Genomic DNA, 21,565 nt, shown 5'->3' with positions numbered 1-21,565 from the left:
CAGGGATGAAGCACCCCTCCACGAGTGCGTCGCTCGGGAAGATCCTCAGTGGACATAGCAGGATAGCAGGTGAGGCACCTCGGAGAGGTGAGTTCTGCATAGCCCGGTGGTCGGAGGAGCGTAGCCCCGACGACCCCGGGAAAGCATAGCCTCTTTAACTCCTCGACCTCGCCAGGGGTCGCTCGTAATAGAGATCGCCAGAGGGAACGACACCCTATCGGGGTCGTATATATAGGGCAGATCGCAGGTAACCCGGGGTCTTTGGCACTTCGTGCCTCGACCGCCGGGCTATGAAGAAAGCACCCCTCCGGGGTGCCCCGCGGTCGTCCGATCCAGCCGAGACTCACACGAATCGCCCGATAAGACAGCGAGATAGGCGGAGAGACACTCAAAGAGGTACGTTTCGCATAGCTGTTAAGCTCAATTACGTCACTCTTGCACGTCCATCTGAGCGTGTCATGCTCTCGAGTATGCGGTGCTGAGGGAGGGGCTAAATGGGGCGTGTCACAGTAGACTGGGAGTCAGGGTGAGGAGATGGGCTGACTCTAAACCCGGTATTAGTCGTCACTATTAGCGGGTTTAGTCTCATCTATTACCGGTATTAGTTTTATCTGAGATCAATGGGCTAATTCAGTGCTAGGGTCTGGCCCTAATACAAAAAGCCCTCAGGCATGAATGGCATGCCTGAGGGCTTTTGTCTGAGGTGAGTCCCGGGGAGATCTTACTGTCGCTCCTTGATCAGATAGGTGATCACCGGGAGGTGGTCGCTGTAGCCGTCGATGAAGGTATTTCCCTCAAAGGTGCGGTGTGGAGTGCCCTTGCGGCTGCCCTCCTTCCGGATGAGGAAGGGACGATTGAAGATCTCCACCTTCCAGAAGCTAAGTGACTTCCGAGAGCTGTCGAGGAGTGGCTCGGTGAGGATCATCTGGTCGAAGAGGTTCCATTTCCCCTGATAGGTCAGTGTCCCTATGCCCTGGGCGTAGGGCTCCCAGGTGGCGTTGAAGAATCCTCTCTCACCCACCTCCTCGATGGTGCGCTTGGCACCGAGGACCTTGGCGGTGCTATTGTCCACCGGGTCGTCGTTGAGGTCGCCCATGATAATGAGCTTTGCCTTGGGATTATCATTATAGAGGGAGTCAGCGATGTGCTTGGAGAGCTTGGCGGCGGTCTCTCGGTAGATGCTGGAGGACTTGCCGCCGTAGCGGGAGGGCCAGTGGCAGACCAGCACGTGGAAGGGCTCACCGGCGAGTGTCCCGCTGACGATGAGCTGGTCTCGGGTGCGGTAGCCGGGGCGGAAGTCTACCTCGGGATAGCGGTAGGCCTTGTAGTCGGTTACCTTGAAGAGCTTAGGATTGTAGAGTAGGGCGGTCTCGATGCCTCGCCAGTCGGGCGAGGGGACGTCGATCACCTGTAGTCCCATATCGGCAATCTCCGGACGGGCGACGAGGTCATCGCAGACCCGCTTATTCTCCACCTCGGCGAGACCGATGATCGCGGGGCCGGCGGGAGTGACCTCCCGACCCAGCTTGGAGATCACAGAGGCGATGTTGTGGAGCTTCTTCTCATACTTCGCCCGGGTCCAATTGTAGGGACCTGAGGGGAGGAACTCGTCATCCCCCTTGTTCTCCGGATCGTCCTCAGCGTCGAAGAGGTTCTCCACATTGTAGAAAGCGACCGCATAGGCGTCATACTTGGTGTCCGACGCAACCGTCCGGTCACTCGTGTGGCGGGATGAGCCACAGGAGGTGGTGAGGACGAGGAGGAGAAGCCCCGCGAGGAGCGAGAGCCTTGGCTTAGTTGGCGACATCATAATTCTTCGTCTTCATGGAGTCGATAGTAGAGCCGGAGCCCTCGGTGATCACCTTGCCACCACCGACAGTCTTCAGCTTGAGCTCCTTGATCTCCCATGAGGAGGTCTGACCGTCGGGGGAGGTGTACCTGAAGGCAAAGCGGACGGCACCCTGACCGAGGACTGACTTGGGGAGGTCAACCGTGGTGTCGATAAACTTCCAGTCCTTCCCCTTGGGCAGCTCGATGGTGACCGGTGTCCAAGTGGCGGAGGAGGGGGCACCGGACTTGTAGTCGGTGGAGACGAGGAGCTGATGGCACTCCTTGATCGTAGCAGGATCGGCAAAGTTGATCGCCTGCTTGAGGGTGAGGGTGGCCGAGGTGACGCCTGTCAGATCGAGGAGCGGAGAGATGAGCCAGTCCTCATTGGCGTGTCCGGTGGTGCCGTCGTGGCCACTCATCACGGCGAAGTGGTCGTACACCTCGCCGGTGGTCTTATTGCTCTGGTGCTTGATCCTCCAAGACTGGTCACCACTTACACTCACTGGGGTGAAGGGCGCGAGATCCTTGCTGAAGGGGGCGTCGAGGATCGTACTGCCGGTGCCGGGTGTCGGCTCCTCGGTGTCCCCCTCGCCGGAGGGATCAGAGGGGGTCGTGCCGGGAGTGAAGCCGATCACATCCTCGCGAGAGCGTAGGAAGAGCTGGTAGTCGTTGCCAAACTTAGAGAGGATCGCAACGATGGAGCCAGTGCCCTCCGGCAGCTTGTCGGCAGCGAAGTCAGCGTAGCCGCTATTGCGCACAATGATTGAAGCGCCCTTGCCGTCGGTGATGAGACGATTGACGGTCTCCTGAGCCGGTGCAAAGGGCTGCCCCTTCTGCTCGAAGTAGACATTATCGATACGGATCAGGCGACCGACGAGGTCATCGGAGAGGTCAGAGATCCTGACGGTCTTCGGCTGCACAATGTCGGCATTGGGCCAGCCATTGGGCAGCATCTTCTTTTTTATGATCTCGAAGGGGATCCGATTCTTCTCCGCTGTCGGGTGGGCTATCGAGGGCTGTCCGCCATACATGCTGATCGCAAGCCCGTGGAGATCGATGAAGACCTCCTGACCGACGGGGTAGGTCCCGGCGATGGCATTCTGGTCTATGCTCACGGCTATGCCGCCTGTCTCGTCCTGGATGTAGATCTGCTTATAGATATTCCCGGAGACGTCGTTGGCGGATACGGTCGCCCTGAGGACGTACTCGTACTCGATCTCCATGGAGGAGCGGTCGGCGACGCCGGAGTACTCTTTCTTGAGCTGAGCGATGGTGACGTTTGGCGTCAGACCCTCCACCTTGGGCTCCGTGAGTAGTGGTGCGTCGTACTTTAGGTCGCTACAGGACGAGACCGTCACGATGGCGGCTGCGGCGAGTGCCAGTAATTTTAGTCCTTGTTTCATATCGTAGTGTATCTCGGATTGTCTGGTGATTAAAAGATGTAGCCGGCATTGAAGAAGAGGTTAATGCCCTGCATGTAGTAGTGCTTATTACCGAATCGCTCAGGGTTCTTCAGATTGATACGTCCCTGCTCGTATCCACCGGTGATGATGTCCCGGCGGTTGGTAAGGTTCTGGACAGAGAGGTTGAGATTGATCCTCTGTCGTCCGGGGAGGTAGATGATCTTGCCGATGCTTAGATCGAGGGTGCAGCCACCCTTGAAGCGCTCCTGAGTAGTGATGCTCTTGAAGGCAGCGTACTCCTCCGGATTGTGTCCCGGGACGCCCTCGGGGCGGACTCCGGTATAATTGGAGGCGAGACGACGGATAGGCGCGGGGTCAATGTGGTTGTAGCCGAAGCCATTGACATTAAGATTGAGGAACCAGTAATTGATGAAGTAATTGATCCCGACAGTGCCGACCATCTGCGGCATCCCTCCGAGGTAGAGGTTTTTCATATAGACCTTCTCCTCGCGATTCCGGATCTTGCCGTTGGTCGAGTTCATTACCCCCATCGGGTCATTGGCATAGAAGTACTGGGAGACCGTCCCGACGAGGTCAAAGCTGAGTGCGTCGGTAGCCTTCACATTGATACCCGCCTCGATGCCACGATGCACCTTCTCCATATCGTAGAGGGTGTGGTAGACGAAGGTGCGCTCCACGTCGTTGTAGTAGGCGATCTTGCGCATGTCGTCCCAGAACTTGGTGTAGAAGAGCCCCAGACGACCCGACACGCGAGGCGTGGAGAAGACGTAGCTGAGGTCTACAGAGGCATCACTGACCGGTTTGAGGTCATCGACCGTGAGATCGGTGACATTAGGATTGACGTACATATCCCAGACCAGTGGCGGACGAGACTGGTAGACCGCATTTCCGAGAAGGAAGTGGTGTCCATTAAACTTATAGTTGAAGCCGACCTTGGCATCCCCGGTGACGAAGCTGTAGGACTTTCCCTTGCCATAAGAGCTGTCGGGATAGCGACCGTTGCGCATATATCCCTCACGCAGCATATTCGTGTAGGCGATACGACCACCATAGTAGAGGTCGAGGTGCGCCCAGGTGTGGCTATTCTGTACCCACGCCTCAGCAGAGTGGAGGTCGTGGCCATAGTCGTAACCGAAGACATCGCCCTCGTAGACTCGTCTGTCCGGACGATTGAGGTCATTCTGGATTCGGTCGTGGTCGCCGGGGAAGTCTCGCTCGGCAAACTTATCCACATCACGGGCATACTGAGCACCCATCAGGTCCTCCACGGTCTGGTACTGGTGCGCGTGCCCGTACCGGTAGCCGACGCCACCAGAGACCTTGAGGGTAGAGGTGATCTGCTTGGTGAGGGTCGAGTTGAGCGACACCTCGAGGAGATCATTATTTCGTCCCTGAACCATGTACACTGCGGAGCCGTCGCCGGTCCTATTGCTCAGCTCATTGATCTGATAGAGACGGTCCCAGTCGATCTGCGACGTGCGACCGGACTGCCAGAGATAGCGGTAGTAGTCCTGCACATCGGGCGACCCGGTAAAGTAGGAGGGCAGATAGCGATAGTAGTCCGGGCGTGGGTCGGCACCATTAAACCAGTCGAGCGACGTCTTCTGGTAGTGGCTGTGGTGGACGCCCACGGCGGTGGTCCAGCTGGTGAGCATGTCAGGCTTCCAGTCGTAGGTAAGGATCGCTGTGGGATCGTAGGAGGTGACGACCCGAGAGTTACGCTTCTTGCCATCCTGCCAGCCCCAGTTGGGGTTATAGGTGTAGCATCCCGCGAGCTGCACTGCCTCATCGACTGAGGCTCCCTGCTGACCACGACGGACAGGGGATCCGAAGGTGATCAGACTGAGTGCGTGACGTCCCTCGTCCCACCGGTACTCAGCCCCAAGAGCGTAGGAGAGGTTCTTATAGAAGGTCCCCTCTACCACTCCCTCGTGGGCATATCGTCCTCCAAGGAGTCCGGTAAATGCCCAGCCATTATCCATCAGACCGGTATTGTAGCTGATCATTGTGCGGGCGTAGTAGTTGCGATTTGTCCCTGAGAGCGTCAGCTTCCCGCCGCGACTGTAGCCGGACGGACGCATGTTGATGTTCTGTGAGCCACCCAGGTCCCCGAATGAGAAGTCCGACGCTCCCACGTAATTGATCGCATTACCATTCTTCGTCAGGTCATTGATTGCACCGATGGAGGAGTAGTTGAAGACTCCTCGGGCGAGATCGTTGAATGCCACGCCATTGATGTACCGTTGCTCGTAGCGACTGTCGTAGCCGCGAGTGCGGTAACGGAATTGGGAGAAGTTGAATCCGGCTTTCTTCAGGAAAATATCATTAGAGAGAATGACGGTCGGGCTGATCGTCTGATCATTACCCGACTCTCCCAGCTCTAAGGCATCGACCACACCCACGAGGGACTGGTCAGCCTCCATAATCGTTACCGATACGGTGAGATCCCCGAGATCGGTCACCCCGTGAGGGGAAATGCTCACATCGAGACTCCGAGTAGTAATCTCATGACCCGACAATGTCAGCCGATCTGTACCAGGGGCGGGAACGACAAACCTAAAGCGTCCGTCCGATGCAGTAATCCACGACAGACCGCTTTGCTCGAGATGGACTCGTACGCCTGCGACGGGGTCACCTCCCTCCGCATCCACGACGCGACCGATGACCACAGGCTCGGTAGCTGTCTCCTGGGCAGATGCATGGGATACTCCGGCTAGTGCCAGTATGATAGCGAGTCCCGCTGCTAATTTTCGTCTAAACATATATTCTTGATTCACTGATTGACAGAGCTAAGGTATTCAGTCGACATGGATGGTGCCGGCATCTATGACCACATCCTCCATCGGAAGGATCGTCCCATCGGAGGTGGTGACAGTGCCGGAGGTGGTGCCGCCATCATCCATCAGCTTTAGCTCGATGATATTGGGCTCACCACTCTTCAGCTCTATGTCTTGTGTGATGAGATAGGAAAAAACATACTGAGATGTAACGATCCTCAGGGTCATCCCCTTGAGGCTTTGCCCGGGGATCAGACGCAGAAAAGCGGTCCCGGCATTGTCCCCGGACACTGAGAGTGGAGCGTTAATGACCCCCTTCTCCTCGCTAATGATCATCGTGCCGTCCGTTACGTTCACCTTCCCCGACTTGGCTACTCTCTTCAGCTCGAGCTTTGCCCCTCTGAGGTCTACCCCTGAGAGTTTGATCAGTAAGGGGGAGAGTACAGGGTGGAGCTCCAGCACAGCCTCTGCATCGGCGGTTACACCGGTCTTGATGCGAGAGAGGTAGAGCGGCGAAGTCGTCGACACCGGCAGGAGATTACCCTCCTGTAGTGCTTCGCTGTATGGGTAGTATGCAATCAGGTCACAGCTCTCGCTCTCTCCGAGTCGTATGCCTCGTGTGGCAGCGACGAAGTGATTGCCGAGGGAGCGCATAGTTGTGTACTTGACATTTGTGTCCAGTGCAACTCCGCCTGAGATGGCTGAGATACCGATGGCATCACGATCTCGCCAGCTGGGACTGATTATACCAGTGGAGGGATCATAGTCTCTGAGGATACCGACCACCCTCAGGTTACCGGCCCTTAGGACGTATGGATCCTCCGGATCATCGGGCGTACAGCCTGCGGAGCAGTGCTCCGGTCCTCTACAGCAGGAGGAGAGCCCCAGTGTGAGTGCGCACATCGCTACTATGAGTGTACGCAGAGTCGAGTGATGTATCATAGTGTATTCGTTATTACTTGTCGTGACTTCTATAACTAACGCCAGTGCGAGGGGTCATTCTGTGACTTAATGCCCACCGCCTTATTCTTGGGGAGGTGGGTAAAGAACTGGAGTCCCGTCTGACGCTCCACCTCGGACACCGGCACGGCGTATGCGTCATACTTCGTCCCAGAGAGGGATCTGTTGGGCATAATAAAGCCGATGCTGTGCCAGTTTCCTGTAGACTTCTCCTGCCGGAGGAAGACCTTGTAGGTGGCATCCGGTACGGGGATTTGCTTCCCCGCGCGATCCTTGGTCATCTGTAGCGGCTCCTTGCTATACACGGGACCGCAGACGACGTACAGGGTGTCGTACTTGGAGACCTGCTGAGCCCAGGCGCGCTCCTTATTCTCCAGCTGATTCCACTGCCCTCCATTCTGATCCTGGTTTTGAGGGATCATATTGGTGAAGTAGAAGGTGGTCGCATTAAGCCTCCTGGATGCCGTCCTGGAGCTACTGGCCAGCATGTGTCCTCTGGACCAGTGCCCGAGATAAGACTTATAGAGCTGTGGCTGGACCGTGGTCGATAGCTCAGGATCGAAGTCCCACTGATTGGTCCTCTTAGCACTACCTATTACGCCGGGATACATCGGGAAGGCAACATATCTGGGGCTGTGATTCTTTGTGTCAAAGAGGATGGAGTAATTTCGTCTCGTGCCGCTACCACCATCGGCAAACCACGAGTCCGGTGCCATATGACGGACAAAGATGGCGTGATCCAGTAGGTTTGCATCACGGACGACAGCCTCCTCCCGGTACTGAGCCACCACTCCCGGTCGGACGTTGCCCAGAGGGTCATTGGGATCCACGCCCGGTGTGTGCTCGTCAGGATCAGTAGGGTCGATACCCGGAGTGGAGGGATCGATCGGCACATCCTCCTGATCCTTTACGGTAAAGTCTCCTCCGGGATTGAGGGGAATCACCTCTCCGGTACTTGGGTCAATCGGAACACCCTCAGACGGAGTCTCGTCTCCCTTGATCGAGGGGTCCATATCTGCCGGGTCAAGAGGGTCGACGCCGGCGCTCGGACTTATCGGGACATCTTCCCTGTCATTGACAGAGGGCTGGGTGGGAGAGGGCTGCGTAGGGTCTATCCCTGCTGTCGGATCCACCGGCTTTGCCCCATACTTAGGATCATAGGGATCATAACGCTCGCCTATGAGCCCGTCCGGAGTCAGGACAATAGGACCCTCGGGTGCCTCTGTGGGCAGCTCTCCCGGACCCTTGGTCTCTGTCACATAGATTCCTCTTCCGGAGCCGGAGAGCGTCAGATGGTACGAGGCTACCTCCCCCCTCTTACCCTGATAGGGTGTTGGGTGCCACTCGGCAGAGCGTCCGTTATAGGTGAGCTTTACCACCACCTCGCCATAATTTACGTCAGGAATGACCACCGCCGCTGCTACTGCAGATCCACGTCTGCCGGTGACCGCAAGGGGAAGGGTCCCCACCGCTCCCCTCGAGGAGAAGTGACCGGACTTCATATCAAAGCAGCCTGAGAGGGGCACATCGGTCATCTCGACCTGAAGGTGCGACAGATCCCCAAAGTCAGGAGAAGCAGTGATCACTATCTGCAGGAGGGCATTGATACGTCGGAGTGAGACCGTAGGGTAGTCACGCTCTCCGGAGGGCGTGCTGCTGAGAAGTCCGTAGAAGTAATCCGGTGCCTTGCCCTCCCTCTGTGAGGTATAGCTCATTGGGATCAGCCCCTCCGATACCGCCGAATTATATGGGTAGTAGGCAATGATCTTCTCCTGTAAGGAGTGCGAAGTCTGTATCGGGGTGACAGAGCCGAAGATGCCATCCTCCGTCTGTGCCAAGTACAGGACATTGTCCTCCCGAACACTCCCACTTATGAAGGAGGTCACCCCCATCTGATCATTTATCTGCCACTTAGTGTGACCCGACTGAAAGCCAGCTCTGTACTGCAATCCATCGGTCTGAGGCAAGGTCTCTCCTGTGTCTCTGTGAGAACAGGAGTACCCGAGGACCATCAGCATCGCTACGGCTATTGATAGTCCCGGAGATGATAGACGGTTGAGGATTTTTCCTTTCATTACTATTGAGGTGTGATGAAGTGATCAAATGGTGATGCTCAAAGGTACCGATTATTGACCTAAGTTTCCACTTGCAGTCGGCGATCATTCCGATCCGGAGTCGCCCGCTTTAGCTCATCACAGTAATACTTGCGCAACAATTCAGACCGTCTTAATACGCAATTACCAGGCATCATAAGCAACAAAAGTCATAGTCCGGGCTGATGCTCACACTTCGCTGGTAATCAGTAGGTGGCGATCAACGCTCACTAATACCGGTATTAGACTCAACTATTACCGGTATTAGTGTCATCTATTACCGGTAATAGTCAGGACTAATACCGATATTAGTTCCAGGGATCTGCCAGTGGTTCAAGCGCAATTGCCCTGACTTCTTATGTAGAAACGGCAGGACTTTTGTGTACATTTGTAAGACAAGACTAATGAAGAGAGACGGTATCCTATGAGAAAAGCTATAAAGTATAAGGTGGAGGGAATGATGTGCGAGGGATGTGCGAAGAATGTCCGAGAGGCTCTCGAGAGGCTCTCGGGAGTTGAGTCTGCACAGGTCGCTCTGGATGAGGGATGTGTCACCATTAACTACGATGACGATGTGACCAATGAGGATGAGCTGGCTGCTGCTGTCCGGGATGCCGGGTACACGCTGGTGCTCTCAGGGGCGGGTCACTCAGCTGAAGACAAGTCCGCTCCATCTCATCCCACTGATACGTCTGAGGTCTCGCAGAAGCGCCTCTTCACCGTGACCGGGATGCACTGTGCTTCTTGCGTCAGTGCGGTGCAGGAGCAGCTCCTCAAGACGAAAGGCGTGCGCGAGGCGGAGGTCAATCTGATGGAGGGACGGACGCTCATCTCCTACGATGATCGAGAGACCTCACCAGTAAAGCTTCGGGAGGCTGTTCGGTCCATCGGCTATGACATGCTGATCGATGAGGATACGGAACTGCAGGATCGGGAGCTGATGATCTCACAGGAGAGCGCCCTCCGCCTTTTGCTCCGTAAGTTGGTCATCACTGCTGTGCTGGCGCTCCTCGCTATGGGACTGATGATGACCTACGAGAGTCTTGGGATCTCCCCTAAGCTTACCTACATTCTCTCCTTTGCCGTCGGAGCGATCATCTATGTCTATGCCGCAGGGGATTACTTCGTCAGGGCTGTCAAGCAGCTTACCAAGGGGACCTTTACTATGGACACGCTCATCGCCATAAGTACGACGGTCGCCTTTGTCTACAGTACCATCCGCTTCATATTTGTCGAGGAGCCGGCACAAGTCGGACTGATGCATACCTACTTTGATGTCATCGGGATGATTATGACCTTTATCCTCCTTGGACGATATATAGAGGAGCGTGCCAAGCGACGGACCACCGACTCCATCCGTAAGCTGATGTCTCTCGCACCACAAGAGGCGCTGGTGAGGGTAGGAGAAGACTTCGTTCGACGCGATATCAAGGAGCTGAGGGTAGGGGATGAGGTCATGCTCCGCAAGGGGGATCGAGTACCTGTGGATGGTGTCCTTCTCTCGGAGGGTGCGTTTGACGAGAGCAGTATTACGGGCGAGCCTATTCCGGTCGAGAAGGTAGCAGGAGATGAGGTCTTCTCCGGATCGCTCTCCGTTGGCAGAGCTGCCACGCTACGAGCCACTCAGGTCGGGCGGAAGACGCTTCTCGGCCGCATCATCGCTACCGTCCGTCGAGCTCAGGCAAGCAAGGCGCCGATACAGAGGATCGCGGACAGGATAGCCTCGATCTTTGTCCCTGCTGTGCTGGTCATCGCGCTCCTGACACTCTGCCTCTGGGGGCTCTGCTCTGATGCCCCGGAGCCGTGGCTGAGGGGGCTGGATCATGCCATCAGTGTCTTGGTGATCGCCTGCCCCTGTGCTCTCGGTCTGGCTACACCCACCGCCATTACCGTCGCCATGGGTAAGGCCTCGCGCAATGGCCTCCTGATCAAGGATGCTGTCGCGCTGGAGCAGCTGGGGAAGGTAACTGATGTCGTGCTCGATAAGACCGGGACCATCACTGTCGGGCGACCCAAGGTGGTTCAGGCAACGTGGACGACTGAGGATAATCACCTCCAGAAGTCACTCCTCGTGCAGGCAGAGGAGAAGTCCTCCCACCCGCTTGCGAGTGCGATTGTCTCCCGCTACGGTCATCGAGTAGAGGAGGATCTGCCGGTGGAGGTGACCGAAACGGCCGGGGGGGGGATCTCCTTCGAATACCTGGGGAAGACTTATCGGGCGGGTCAGAGACGATTTGTCGGTGACCCTGAGCTGACGGAGGAGATGCAGCAGCTGGAGAGTCGTCATCCGGATGGCACCTTTATCTACTATACATGCGATGGGGATCTGCTCGCTCTGCTCGTCCTGGAGGATAAGCTTCACTCGGAGGCGGAGATAGCTCTCAGTCGTCTGCGTGAGCGTACCGGCGTCGAGCTGCACCTCCTCTCGGGCGACACACAGGCTCGGGTCGATGCCATAGCCGCTCCTCTCGGTATAGAGAGGGCACAGGGCGGTATGCTGCCGCTTGATAAGAAGAGCTACATCGATGAACTTCGGAAGGATGGGAAAGTGGTCGCCATGGTGGGTGATGGGATCAATGACTCTCCGGCGCTCGCCTCTGCCGACTTGAGCATAGCGATGGGGAATGGTAGCGATATCGCAACGGACGTGGCGCAGGTGACGGCACTCGGTAACTCTCCCTTTGCCATCGAGCGTGCCATTCATCTCTCCAAGTCGACCGTACGGATCATCTACGAGAATTTCCTCTGGGCATCGATCTACAACATCGTGGCGATACCTCTTGCAGCGGGGCTTTTCTCCTCTGTGGTGATCGATCCGGCGGTGTCAGCTGCGGCTATGGCCTTCAGCTCCATATTGGTAGTACTCAATTCACTCCGACTTAGGTCAGTTCGTCTCTGAGCCCCTGTTAATAAAAAAGTCCAGCCCGGCAACTGCGGAAAGCAGCTGCCGGGCTGGACTGTATAGTAACGTGACTTTATAGCTCTCCCTGTCTGGTGGAGAAGTCCTGCTTGAAGTCCTTGATGGCGATGTAGATCTCGCCGAGTTTTTTATTCTGGAAGTATGGCTTCAGTGAGAGATACAGGTGCAGGCGACACTTCTTCAGCTCGACGTCCAGATTGAGTACCCTCTCCAGCGTCTTCCCATACTTATAGTCGCTCAGGTCTTCATCCTCAAGCAGCTCAAGGAGCTCTGCTCGCTCTTTCCAGAGGATCATCTTCTTTCGGTCATAGCGTGCCAGCTCGGTGTCCAGAGCTTTCTCCTCATCCGCATTGAGTCGACAGGTGCGGACCACGTAGGCTACGCACTCCTGACGTATCTGCTCCGCCTTAGGGATGACATCTGCTGAGGCTCCGGCGGTTACCCGCTGCGGTGCTAACTGTGCCATGGCGCTGCCGTGAGCCTTGCAGAGTGACAGGGGAAGGAGGAGAAAGAGGAATATAAGGGTGAGTATTAGTCTATTCATGGGAATGGTGTGGGTGAGCTGTGAGATCAGAGGCTGCCGTAGGTAGCATCGAGGTAATAGTCGTCTGCTATGTCTTCGGAGAGGTAGTCCCTGTAGTCCTGGTCGCTGTACTGCTCGTAGCGCTCCAGGTCGTCATTGCGTCCCGAGAGCGTCGTCTCCTCGTCCTGGATCTTCACGATACCGGTGGTATAGACCAGCGGGACGGCGAGCAGCACCGCCACCACAGAGGCGACGGCTATGTAGAGGCGCCTGCGGGACCTCCGTCTCTCGCTTCGGTTACGGTGATTCAGTCGCTCCTCCACTCGCTCTATCGTCTCAATCCGTTGCTTGACGCGATCCGCCAGTCCCTCGAAGTACCCATCGGGTACAGAGAAGTGCCGTGCGGGGTCGTTGAACTTAATGATATTGCGGCTTCTTAGGGGAGTCTTCTTTATACTCATATTTATCTGATAGACTTTTCTAATCGTATCTCTTGGTTACCCGGTACATTTGTGAGATCCTCCGTAGGGAGAAAAGTTTAATCCTCATCCTCCACCACACCCAGATACTTATACAGCTTCTGAGTGGCGTGGTGATAATTTGCCTTAAGCGCCCCGACACTGGTGCCGGTGATCTCCGAGATCTCGGCATAGGGCAGTTCCTCGAAGTACCGTAGCTCAAAGGTTGTCCTCTGCTTCTCGGGGAGTTTCTCTATCGCCTCCATTAACTGGATCTCCGCCTCATCGCCATCGAAGTAAGGATCGCTGGTCAGCGTCTCAGCGAGGCTGTAGGTATCGGTCTCCATGGGCAACTGACGCTCGGGTCGGTTTCGCCTGAGGAGCGAGCGTGCTTCATTGAGTGCAATGGTGTACATCCAGGTGGTGAGCTTGGACTTGCCCTCGAAGCGACCAAGGTTTTTCCACACCTTGATCAGCGTATTTTGCAGGGCGTCATTGGTGTCGTCGTGGGTGATGAGCACACGACGGATCACAGCGTAGAGCATCGGCGAGTAGCGGTCGACGATGAGGCGGAAGGCCTCCTCTTGGGTCTCCGGCTGTCTTGCGAGCTCTATCAGCTCCTCCTCGGGTATGTCAGGACTGATCTTCAAGGGCGTGTCGGGCTCACTTGGCTTGGGCAGCCTTGGCCTCCTTATTCAGCTCAGGGTACTTGATCCGAGAGTGGTTCATCGTCCGGAGCTTATCGAGGAAGACCTGCTTGATCATCTCGATGTCCTTAAGTGTCAGTGGAGTATTCCGCAGGTAACCACCACTAACAATGCCATCGACGATCTTGTCGATGTGATTGGTGAGGATCTCCTCATTCATCTCCTTGAGGCTGCGGGATGAGGCCTCCACCTGATCCGCCAGCATCATCACGCCCTGCTCGCGTGTCCAGGGGTTGGGTCCCGGGTAGCGGAACATACTCTCGTCCACCACCTCACCCGGGTGCTCATTACAGTACTGGATGTAGAAGTACTTCGTCATCCCGAGACCATGGTGTGTACGGATAAAGTCGATGATCTGCTCGGGGAGCTTCGCATTACGAGCCATCTCCACCCCGTCCGTGACGTGGCTGATGATGATTTTGGCGCTTTCCTCGGGGCGGAGCTTGAAGTGGGGATTATTCTCTCCGCCCTGGTTCTCCGTGAAGTAGATCGGGTTTTTCATCTTCCCGATATCGTGGTAGAGTGCGCCGGTGCGGGTCAGCTGCACGTTGCCACCGATCTTGGAGATCGCGGCGGTGCTGAGTATCGAGACATTGAGCACGTGCTGGAAGGTCCCCGGAGCCACCTCGCTCTCCCTCTTGAGGAGCGGCTTGCTGATGTCACCCAGCTCCACGAGGCTGATCGGCGTGATGTAGCCAAAGACCTTCTCCACCATATAGAGGAGTGGATAAGAGAACATCAGGAAGATGAAGCCGATCGCAAAGTACCACACCAGATTGATATCAAAACCCGCAAGCGTCCCCTCCATAGCAAGCGTGTAGGCGGTGTAGACGGCGATCTGGACAAAGGGCACCCACACCGCGGAGTAGATCAGGTCTCGCCTCTGAGAAATGTCAGACAGCGTCGCCAGTACTACCGCCCCGCTGATCACCTGGAGTAGGAGGAAGAGGGCGGCATCAGGCACCACGAGGGTGCTGAGGAGCACGGCCGTGATAAAGGTCACCAAGGCAGTGCGCCCGTCCATCACCACTCGAGTCAGGATCAGCACCATACAGTAGGGGATCACATAGACCACCATCGGTGAGATCGGAGCCAGTAGGTAGGAGGCTGCTGGGAAGAGAAGTACCTGTAGGAGTAAAAAGAACCTGTTGCGTCGCTCACTCATCAGGTCAGGACGGGCGATCCGGAGGTAGAAGTAGAGTCCCAGGAGCGTGCCGGCGATCAGTGCCAGAAGCCCCAGCCGGATGATCACTATGTCTGACGTACTTCGGGCATACTCGTTGTAGGCTGCCTCATACCCCTTGAGCTGCTGGTAGATCTCGGGGGTGACCATCTCGCCGAGGCCGACGATCTTCGTTCCCTTGAAGACCACCCCCAGCACCTCATTGATTGACGCGATGCGGGCGTCCGCCATACGGCTCGTCTGATCGGTGTCGTAGATCACATTGGGCATCAGCAGCGCCGTCAGGTCTGCCTGACGCAGCGTGAGGCTGTCGAGCCCCTTGGGAGCCTTAGCTATGATCGAGTCGTATGCCTCCGTCGTCGTAATCAGGTCCGAGAGCTGGCGCTCCCGAGCCACATTGTCCTTGCCGATCACAAAGACCTTGGCGGAGTCAGAGAGCTGCTCCACCTCCGTCGGATCCACCATGCCGAGGTCGTAGAAGTGCTCCAGCTCTCTCAGCAGATAGGCGACGTAGCTGCTGTGCTCCATGATCACCCGGGGCAGCTTAGCATCGTGATAGGCCTCGAGCAGCTGATTCTTCTGCTGCCCGTACACCTCTTTATTATATGAGAAGTAGAGATCCTTGTGTGCCTCTATGTAAGCCTGCTCCTGCTGTACCGCCTCCGGACTCTTCCTCACCTCGAAGTCGTATGGAGCGATCAGCACGTCCTGATAGCGCCAGGGCTGATTGACCGCATACTTGTACTTGAAGTGTGACTGACCTCCCGGGTAGCACAGTGCCAGGATCGCCGCCGTGGCAAGGATGGCGACGAACGTCCAGAGAGCGGTGGTGCGATGTACCTTCTTCATATCATCTGATGAGCTGGCGTGTAATAAGGAGGAGATGACCGATGTCTGATGGGGAGTCTCCCGCATGACCTCGGTCATCCCTCTTTCTCCTAATCGTGCATTACAAGTATTGCTTCCCTCAAGGCAAAGTTCGGGACTTACTTCTCGAGCCCCCTATTGCGCCGAGCGGCGAGGAGGGTGTTATGAAGCAGTGCGATGATCGTCATCGGGCCCACACCTCCCGGCACGGGGGTGATGTAGGAGCACTTCGGTGCGACGTTGTCAAAGTCTACGTCACCACAGAGGCGGAAGCCCTTCGCTCTCGAGGCATCCGGTACACGGGTCGTGCCTACATCGATCACTACAGCGCCCTCCTTGACCATATCGGCCTTGACGAAGTGGGGCTGACCCAGGGCGGCGATGATCACGTCGGCATGACGGGTGTAGAAGGCGATGTCCTTCGTGTGGCTGTGGCAGACCGTCACGGTCGCATTGCCGGGATTGTCCTTGTGAAGCAGCAGCTGTGCCACCGGCTTACCGACGATGTCGCTCCGGCCCAGCACCACTACGTGCTTACCATCGGTGCTGATGTTGTACCGCCTCAGCAGCTCGCAGATGCCGAAGGGGGTGGCGGAGACAAAGCCCGGCAGTCCGATGGAGAGCTTACCGACATTGGTCGGGTGGAAGCCGTCTACGTCCTTTTTGGGGTCAATCGCCTCGATCACCTTCTGCGCATCGATATGCTTAGGCAGTGGCAGCTGGACGATGAAGCCGTCGAGGTCGTCGTCCGCATTGAGCTTTGCGACCTCCTTGAGCAGCTCCTCCTCCGTGATGTCTGCCTCGAAGCGCAGGGTCTCGCTGCGGATCCCGCACGCCTCGCAGGTGATCATCTTATTGTGCACGTAGGTCTCGCTGCCACCATCGTGGCCGACGAGGACGGCGATCAGTCGGGGAGACTTGTGTCCCTCGGCGACCATCTTCTCCACCTCTGCCTTGATCTCCTCTCTCATCTGCCGATTGATCTCCTTGCCATCGAGCAGTGTGTAGGGTGTTTCCATAATGTTGTGTGACTATTTTGGTAAAAAGTGATTATCTCATCTGCCGCCTCTCATCTGCTGTCGCATCTGAGCCATAGAGGGAGCGCCCTTGCCATTGAGACCGAGGCTGCTCATCTTCTTCATCATCTTCTTGGCGGAGTTAAATTGCTTGATCAGGCGATTCACCTCCTGTATGTCCTTCCCGCTACCTGCAGCGATACGCTTCCGCCGCTCAGCGTTGATGATGTCAGGATTGGCGCGCTCCTCGGGCGTCATCGAGCGGATTATTGCCTCGATGCCGCTGAAGGCACTGTCGTCCACGTCGAGATCCTTGATCGCACTGCCGACACCGGGGATCATAGCCAAGAGATCCTTGAGGTTGCCCATCTTCTTGATCTGCTGGATCTGATCAAGGAAGTCGTCGAAGTCAAACTTATTCTTCCTGATCTTGCTCTCCAGCTGAGCAGCCTTCTTCTCATCGTACTGCTGCTCCATCCGCTCGACGAGGGAGACGACATCGCCCATCCCGAGGATGCGGTCCGCCATACGGGTGGGGTAAAAGACGTCGATTGCCTCCATCTTCTCTCCCGTACCGATGAAGAGGATCGGTTTGTCGACCACCGTGCGGATCGAGAGTGCAGCACCACCTCGGGTATCACCGTCCAGCTTTGTCAGCACTACGCCGTCGAAGTCGAGCCGGTCATTGAATTCCTTCGCCGTATTCACCGCATCCTGTCCCGTCATCGAGTCGACGACGAAGAGGATCTGCGTCGGTCTGACCGCCGCCTTGATATTGGCGATCTCGGTCATCAGCACGTCATCCACGGCGAGGCGGCCGGCAGTATCGATGATGATCGTGTCGCGACCGTTCATCTTCGCAAAGGCGAGCGCCCGCTCAGCGATTGCCACCGGATCCTGATTGCCCTCCTCGCTGTATACCGGTATGCCGATCTGAGCGGCGATCACCTTCAGCTGCTCGATGGCAGCCGGACGATAAACGTCCCCGGCGACAAGAAGAGGCTTCAGTCCCTTCTTCTTGTGCAGCATATTGGCGAGCTTGCCGGCAAATGTGGTCTTACCTGAGCCTTGCAGACCCGACATTAGGATGATATTGGGGTCCGCATCGGTCTTCAGCTCCTCTTCAGCGCCGCCCATGCAGAGCGTCAGCTCGTTGTGGACGATCTGGACCAGCTTCTGCCCCGGCTTGATGGAGGAGACCACCTTCTCGCCCATCGCCTGGTCGAGGACTCTCTTCGTAAAGTCGGAGGCGACGGAGTAATTGACATCCGCCTCCAGCAAGGCTTTACGTATGTCCTTGACGGTGTCAGCGACATTAAGCTCTGTGATGGATCCCTCACCCTTAAGGTTCTTAAAGGACTCAAGAAGTCGGTCCGATAGACTTTCAAACATATGTTGTTGCTACTACTAGTACAAGCTATTATCGATTGCGAGCCATCGGCCCGCCCATAACCTTGCAAATCTACCAAAAAAGCATCATCCGTATGCGGCTGAGATTCACAGGGAAGTTACCTCACACCTTCTGGGCTATTTCTATTACCGGTAATAGGCGTGACTAATACCGATAATAGATTTCTCTAATAGCGGTAACAGATTTCTCTATTACCGCTATTAGTTATGACCCTGAAGTCGTGAGAAAAAACTGCTCTTGGAATAATTGGGTTGGAGAGGGACGGCGGCAAGGGCTTGGGGGCCTACCGCTTGAGGGTAAGTGTAAGAAGCACCTCCCGACAGCGGAGAGTGGTACGCCGGCTGCTGCTATTGATACCGTCGGTCCGGCGGTAGTACTCTGAGCGGACGTTGGTCAGGTTGGTGAGGTCGATCTGGAGACGGAGCTTGTCCCTCGTGTAGTAGATCTTGCCGTCGAGGAAGACTTGGTTGATGGGGTCATATAGGGGCGAACTGCTGTAGCGGTGCTGGAGGTCGGCGGATACTCCCCAGTGCGCGCCGAGGAGTAGGGTACCTCGCAGTGTCTGCTCCAGACTCTTGGTGGTGAGGTCTGTCGCCCTATCCGCGATGTGGACTCGGGATCGGTCGCTCTCGATGCCATACTCGAGGGTCATCAGCGTGCTTCCCATCCAGCTCAGGGATGCCCCATATGAGAGGTCAGACCCGCTATAGGGAATCATCAGTCCCTGCTGGTAGGTGTCGCCCTTGGAGCTGTCCCAGCCTACCGTCCCCTTGAGCGTGATCATCGGGTCAGAGAAGTACTTGGAGAGCTCCGCAGAGAGACCGCCGGAGAGGGCGCTGTGGGCGAGTGGGAGGTAGGAGCGGATCCTCTTGCCCTCCCTGACAGAGAGACTGTAGATCCTCGGTGCGGTCACATGCCCTCCTCGACCGGTGAGCACATAGGAGAGATCCCACGGCGCTGTCCCCTCCTGTCGGAGCAGTAGGTTGTGCGAGCGTGTCACCCCTTGGTCCGTGATCCCCTCCCGGTAGTCTGTCAGACCGACGCGGATCATATGGGGGAAGTAGGCAGTCAGTTCAGGTCGGCTGGTGCTGAAGCTGTAGATGAGTAGTGTCCGCCCACCCCTCCAGTCATACCTGATCGAGGAGCTGACGCCGGGGAGGAGGTGTTGCTGTCTCCCACCGGGGAGATCTTGCAGTCTTGCACTAAGGGCAGGCGTGAGCCTCAGTTCCAGTCCATTACTCTGGTATCGATACTCTACAGAAAGGTCGGAGGTCAGCTCCTTACTGTGGACCTTACGGGGATCCTGCTCTTGCTCCCCGATCCTAAGCCCATAGCTCTCCAGGCCGCCTCTGATCTGTGGGGAGAGCTGATGATGACCTATGGCAAAGGAGCCCTCCAGAGCGACTGCAGCGGTGAGGTCATCGGACTGCAGCCGATAGGGAGTCTCTCCTGCGAGGGTCATCTCCTGAGGACGGCTACTATAGCCTATGCCGAGGGCGGCGGTGTAGAGGTGACCGCCGAGGAACTTCTTCGCAGTGAGCGAATTGGAGAGCCGGAGGGAGGGGAGGAGCATATCGATGGTGCGAGGCTGACCATTGACGGCAGCGTTGTCCTCGGTGGTGAGGTGGTGGTAGCGGACGGAGAGGATGTCCTTGAGATAGAGCTCCTCCCCATTCTGCTCATAGGTTAGCTCATTCTCTGTCGCGCTGCGCCTCGAGAGGTAGTCGGTGGTCTCTCGGAGGTCGATCGATCCGAGCGCAGGGTCGTAGTAGTGGCTCTCCCGCTCCTCTCTAAGTCGGTTTCGGTCGTGGAATCCGTTGAGATTGATCCGAAGGGTTTCGCTGTCGGACAGGGCGATGAGATGATTGAGGGAGAGGAAGGCGGTCTGATTGTCGCGCCTTCGATCGCGTCCGAAGAAGGTGCTGTAGATCTTTCGCTCCGCAAAGAGGTTCTCCGGTCCTCCGGAGAGTTGGTAGGGGTTGAAGACCACCCCCATGCCGATGTTTTGTACTCGGGTCTCGAAGATGATGTCATCGCCGGTATTGTCTCCCTTGGCTACGAGGATGGTCTGCCGCCGGGGCTGGAAGTTCATGAGCGAACCGCTCACCTTGCCGATCGGCGGCCAGCCGCCGACAGCACCGCTTAGGTCCCTGAGCCACCTCTTCTTGGCAGACTCCTTGAGCTTCACATTAAGTGCAGCGCGGTCGGATCGGCTCTGCTCCCTGAGCAGCCTGATCGGCTCGTGGTGCTCGTAGATCTGTACGGAGGCGACATCCTCAGGTCGGATGTTACGCGAGGCAAGGGTGTATCGACTGCCGAGGAGGTCGAGGTTCTCTATGTAGAAGCGATTGATGCTTCGTCCCTTGTAGGAGATCATACCGCCGGAGGAGACAGAGACATCAGGGAGCCGCGCCAGCACATCCTCCAGCTTGGTGTCCATCGCTTGTGCAAAGGCGGAGGTGCGGTAGCTGACCGTGTCGCCATGCTGCTCGATGGCTTTTGCCCGTACTTGCACCTCGGGGAGATTGAAGTCCTGCCGGTGGAGCAGGATCTCTTTTCCCTCTCTCATGAGGAGGGTGTCTAAGCGAACCACCTCCGTCCGGTAGCCGATCAGTGCGGCGCGGACCGTGAGGTCGGACTTGGAGTCGGGTAGATCGAGACAGAAAGTGCCGTCCTCCCGGCTGATCGTCTGGCGGATCACCTTGGTCTCACCACGGAGCAGAAGGATCTGGACCGTCGATATCCCCTCACCGGTCTCGGCGTCCCTGACCACTCCACACCACTCCTCAGCGGTGGCAATGGTCAGGGTGAGGGGAAGGAGAAGAAGAAAAAGGAGATGCCTCCGGATCACTCAGCTCGCTCGATATACTGGTACGACTTGCGTGCGAGTGCCATCCGCCGGAGATCCTCCGGGGTCTCCTCAGGCTGGCTGGACACGGGGTAGAGCTTCTTGAGCCAAGCTCGGTTGTTGGTGGCGCACTGATGTAGGGCGTGGAGGACCTCCTTCTTGGACTGTTTCTTGGATGGTGAAGAGGCGGCCGAGGGTGATGGTATGATAGGACGCTCGTCATCGGGGGTGAGGGCAAAGGAGATGAGCGTGAAGTGGAAGAGACTGTCGGTCGTGACCGCCTCTGTCACCAGACCGGGCAGACCGGTGAGCTTCCACGGTCCCACAGGCAGAGGGACATCCGTCGCATAGGAGACGATCCACTCGCGTCCGTAGAGCTTGCCCCTCGCCTGCTTGGAGGGGATGCCATTGACCTCTTTTACCTCGTCTGACAGCTCCCATGTTACGACCGGAAGAGGCTCCTCGTAGTGGATCTGGGTCATGGGGAACTCGTACACTGTCCTGGTGTTGCCGGCGAGATCGGTGAAGATACGTGTCCTCTGTCCTCT

Annotated in this window: 14 protein-coding genes; 1 reads left to right on the top strand and 13 read right to left on the bottom strand. The window is 56.8% G+C overall.

All coding sequences use genetic code 11. From position 1 onward, the window contains the following. Nucleotides 1-721: 721 nt before the first annotated feature. The 5 genes from B088_RS02560 to B088_RS08275 are packed head-to-tail and all read right to left on the bottom strand — an operon-like array spanning nt 722 to nt 9,066. The gene (locus B088_RS02560) at nt 722-1,810 is read right to left on the bottom strand and encodes an endonuclease/exonuclease/phosphatase family protein (RefSeq protein ID WP_245546715.1); all 1,089 of its coding nucleotides are present in this window, start codon (nt 1,808-1,810) and stop codon (nt 722-724) included. After that, nucleotides 1,794-3,233: a DUF5689 domain-containing protein gene (locus tag B088_RS08280; protein WP_018106840.1), complete on the bottom strand. Its 1,440-nt coding sequence runs from the start codon at nt 3,231-3,233 to the stop codon at nt 1,794-1,796. Before B088_RS08280 ends, B088_RS02560 begins: the two co-directional genes overlap by 17 nt. Nucleotides 3,234-3,262: 29 nt before the next feature. Then, a complete protein-coding gene (locus B088_RS02550) occupies nt 3,263-6,016 on the bottom strand; it encodes a carboxypeptidase regulatory-like domain-containing protein (protein ID WP_026170450.1) in 2,754 nt (917 codons plus the stop codon). 36 nt (nt 6,017-6,052) lie between these two features. After that, on the bottom strand, nt 6,053-6,973 hold the full coding sequence (locus tag B088_RS02545; RefSeq protein WP_081605452.1) for a fimbrillin family protein: 921 nt from the start codon (nt 6,971-6,973) through the stop codon (nt 6,053-6,055). A 35-nt stretch (nt 6,974-7,008) separates the two neighbouring features. Beyond that, nucleotides 7,009-9,066 (bottom strand): DNA/RNA non-specific endonuclease, encoded by a 2,058-nt coding sequence (locus tag B088_RS08275; RefSeq protein WP_081605451.1) that lies wholly within the window; start codon nt 9,064-9,066, stop codon nt 7,009-7,011. Nucleotides 9,067-9,508: 442 nt separating this feature from the next. Here B088_RS08275 and B088_RS02535 point away from each other — a divergent pair, with 442 nt between their 5' ends. Next, nucleotides 9,509-11,983, top strand: coding sequence for a heavy metal translocating P-type ATPase (locus B088_RS02535; protein WP_018106836.1), 2,475 nt, complete (start codon nt 9,509-9,511; stop codon nt 11,981-11,983). Between the two features lie 76 nt (nt 11,984-12,059). Here B088_RS02535 and B088_RS02530 read toward each other — a convergent pair whose 3' ends face one another. From B088_RS02530 to B088_RS08270, 8 genes are all read right to left on the bottom strand, one after another. Then, nucleotides 12,060-12,548, bottom strand: a complete 489-nt coding sequence (locus tag B088_RS02530; protein WP_018106835.1) for a hypothetical protein — start codon at nt 12,546-12,548, stop codon at nt 12,060-12,062. A 26-nt stretch (nt 12,549-12,574) separates the two neighbouring features. Continuing rightward, complete coding sequence (locus B088_RS02525) at nt 12,575-12,988, bottom strand: hypothetical protein (protein ID WP_018106834.1); 414 nt, start codon at nt 12,986-12,988, stop codon at nt 12,575-12,577. A 77-nt stretch (nt 12,989-13,065) separates the two neighbouring features. Then, on the bottom strand, nt 13,066-13,635 hold the full coding sequence (locus B088_RS02520; RefSeq protein ID WP_018106833.1) for an RNA polymerase sigma factor: 570 nt from the start codon (nt 13,633-13,635) through the stop codon (nt 13,066-13,068). Nucleotides 13,636-13,648: 13 nt separating this feature from the next. Further along, entirely contained in the window at nt 13,649-15,724 is a 2,076-nt protein-coding gene (locus tag B088_RS02515) for an HD family phosphohydrolase (RefSeq protein ID WP_026170448.1), read from the bottom strand. Nucleotides 15,725-15,861: 137 nt separating this feature from the next. Next, on the bottom strand, nt 15,862-16,761 hold the full coding sequence (locus B088_RS02510) for a bifunctional 5,10-methylenetetrahydrofolate dehydrogenase/5,10-methenyltetrahydrofolate cyclohydrolase (RefSeq protein ID WP_018106831.1): 900 nt from the start codon (nt 16,759-16,761) through the stop codon (nt 15,862-15,864). 36 nt (nt 16,762-16,797) lie between these two features. Next, on the bottom strand, nt 16,798-18,150 hold the full coding sequence (ffh, locus tag B088_RS02505) for a signal recognition particle protein (RefSeq protein ID WP_018106830.1): 1,353 nt from the start codon (nt 18,148-18,150) through the stop codon (nt 16,798-16,800). A 302-nt stretch (nt 18,151-18,452) separates the two neighbouring features. Next, the gene (locus tag B088_RS02500) at nt 18,453-21,020 is read right to left on the bottom strand and encodes a peptidase associated/transthyretin-like domain-containing protein (protein ID WP_018106829.1); all 2,568 of its coding nucleotides are present in this window, start codon (nt 21,018-21,020) and stop codon (nt 18,453-18,455) included. After that, nucleotides 21,017-21,565, bottom strand: a 549-nt coding sequence (locus B088_RS08270; protein ID WP_018106828.1) for a GLPGLI family protein, incomplete at its 5' end; no start/stop codon positions are given. The genes B088_RS08270 and B088_RS02500, both read right to left, overlap by 4 nt.

It is taken from the genome of Porphyromonas bennonis DSM 23058 = JCM 16335, assembly GCF_000375645.1.
In the GTDB taxonomy this organism is placed as follows: domain Bacteria; phylum Bacteroidota; class Bacteroidia; order Bacteroidales; family Porphyromonadaceae; genus Porphyromonas_A; species Porphyromonas_A bennonis.
The sequence above is the reverse complement of the archived record's forward strand: the minus strand, read 5'-3'. Positions and strand labels throughout refer to the sequence as shown.

What these genes read in the sequence shown, in the direction of transcription:
- B088_RS02560 (WP_245546715.1), bottom strand. Translation starts at nt 1,810, where the DNA reads ATGATGTCGCCAACTAAGCCAAGGCTCTCGCTCCTCGCGGGGCTTCTC.
- B088_RS08280 (WP_018106840.1), bottom strand. Translation starts at nt 3,233, where the DNA reads ATGAAACAAGGACTAAAATTACTGGCACTCGCCGCAGCCGCCATCGTG.
- B088_RS02550 (WP_026170450.1), bottom strand. Translation starts at nt 6,016, where the DNA reads ATGTTTAGACGAAAATTAGCAGCGGGACTCGCTATCATACTGGCACTA.
- B088_RS02545 (WP_081605452.1), bottom strand. Translation starts at nt 6,973, where the DNA reads ATGATACATCACTCGACTCTGCGTACACTCATAGTAGCGATGTGCGCA.
- B088_RS08275 (WP_081605451.1), bottom strand. Translation starts at nt 9,066, where the DNA reads ATGAAAGGAAAAATCCTCAACCGTCTATCATCTCCGGGACTATCAATA.
- B088_RS02535 (WP_018106836.1), top strand. Translation starts at nt 9,509, where the DNA reads ATGAGAAAAGCTATAAAGTATAAGGTGGAGGGAATGATGTGCGAGGGA.
- B088_RS02530 (WP_018106835.1), bottom strand. Translation starts at nt 12,548, where the DNA reads ATGAATAGACTAATACTCACCCTTATATTCCTCTTTCTCCTCCTTCCC.
- B088_RS02525 (WP_018106834.1), bottom strand. Translation starts at nt 12,988, where the DNA reads ATGAGTATAAAGAAGACTCCCCTAAGAAGCCGCAATATCATTAAGTTC.
- B088_RS02515 (WP_026170448.1), bottom strand. Translation starts at nt 15,724, where the DNA reads ATGAAGAAGGTACATCGCACCACCGCTCTCTGGACGTTCGTCGCCATC.
- B088_RS02510 (WP_018106831.1), bottom strand. Translation starts at nt 16,761, where the DNA reads ATGGAAACACCCTACACACTGCTCGATGGCAAGGAGATCAATCGGCAG.
- ffh (WP_018106830.1), bottom strand. Translation starts at nt 18,150, where the DNA reads ATGTTTGAAAGTCTATCGGACCGACTTCTTGAGTCCTTTAAGAACCTT.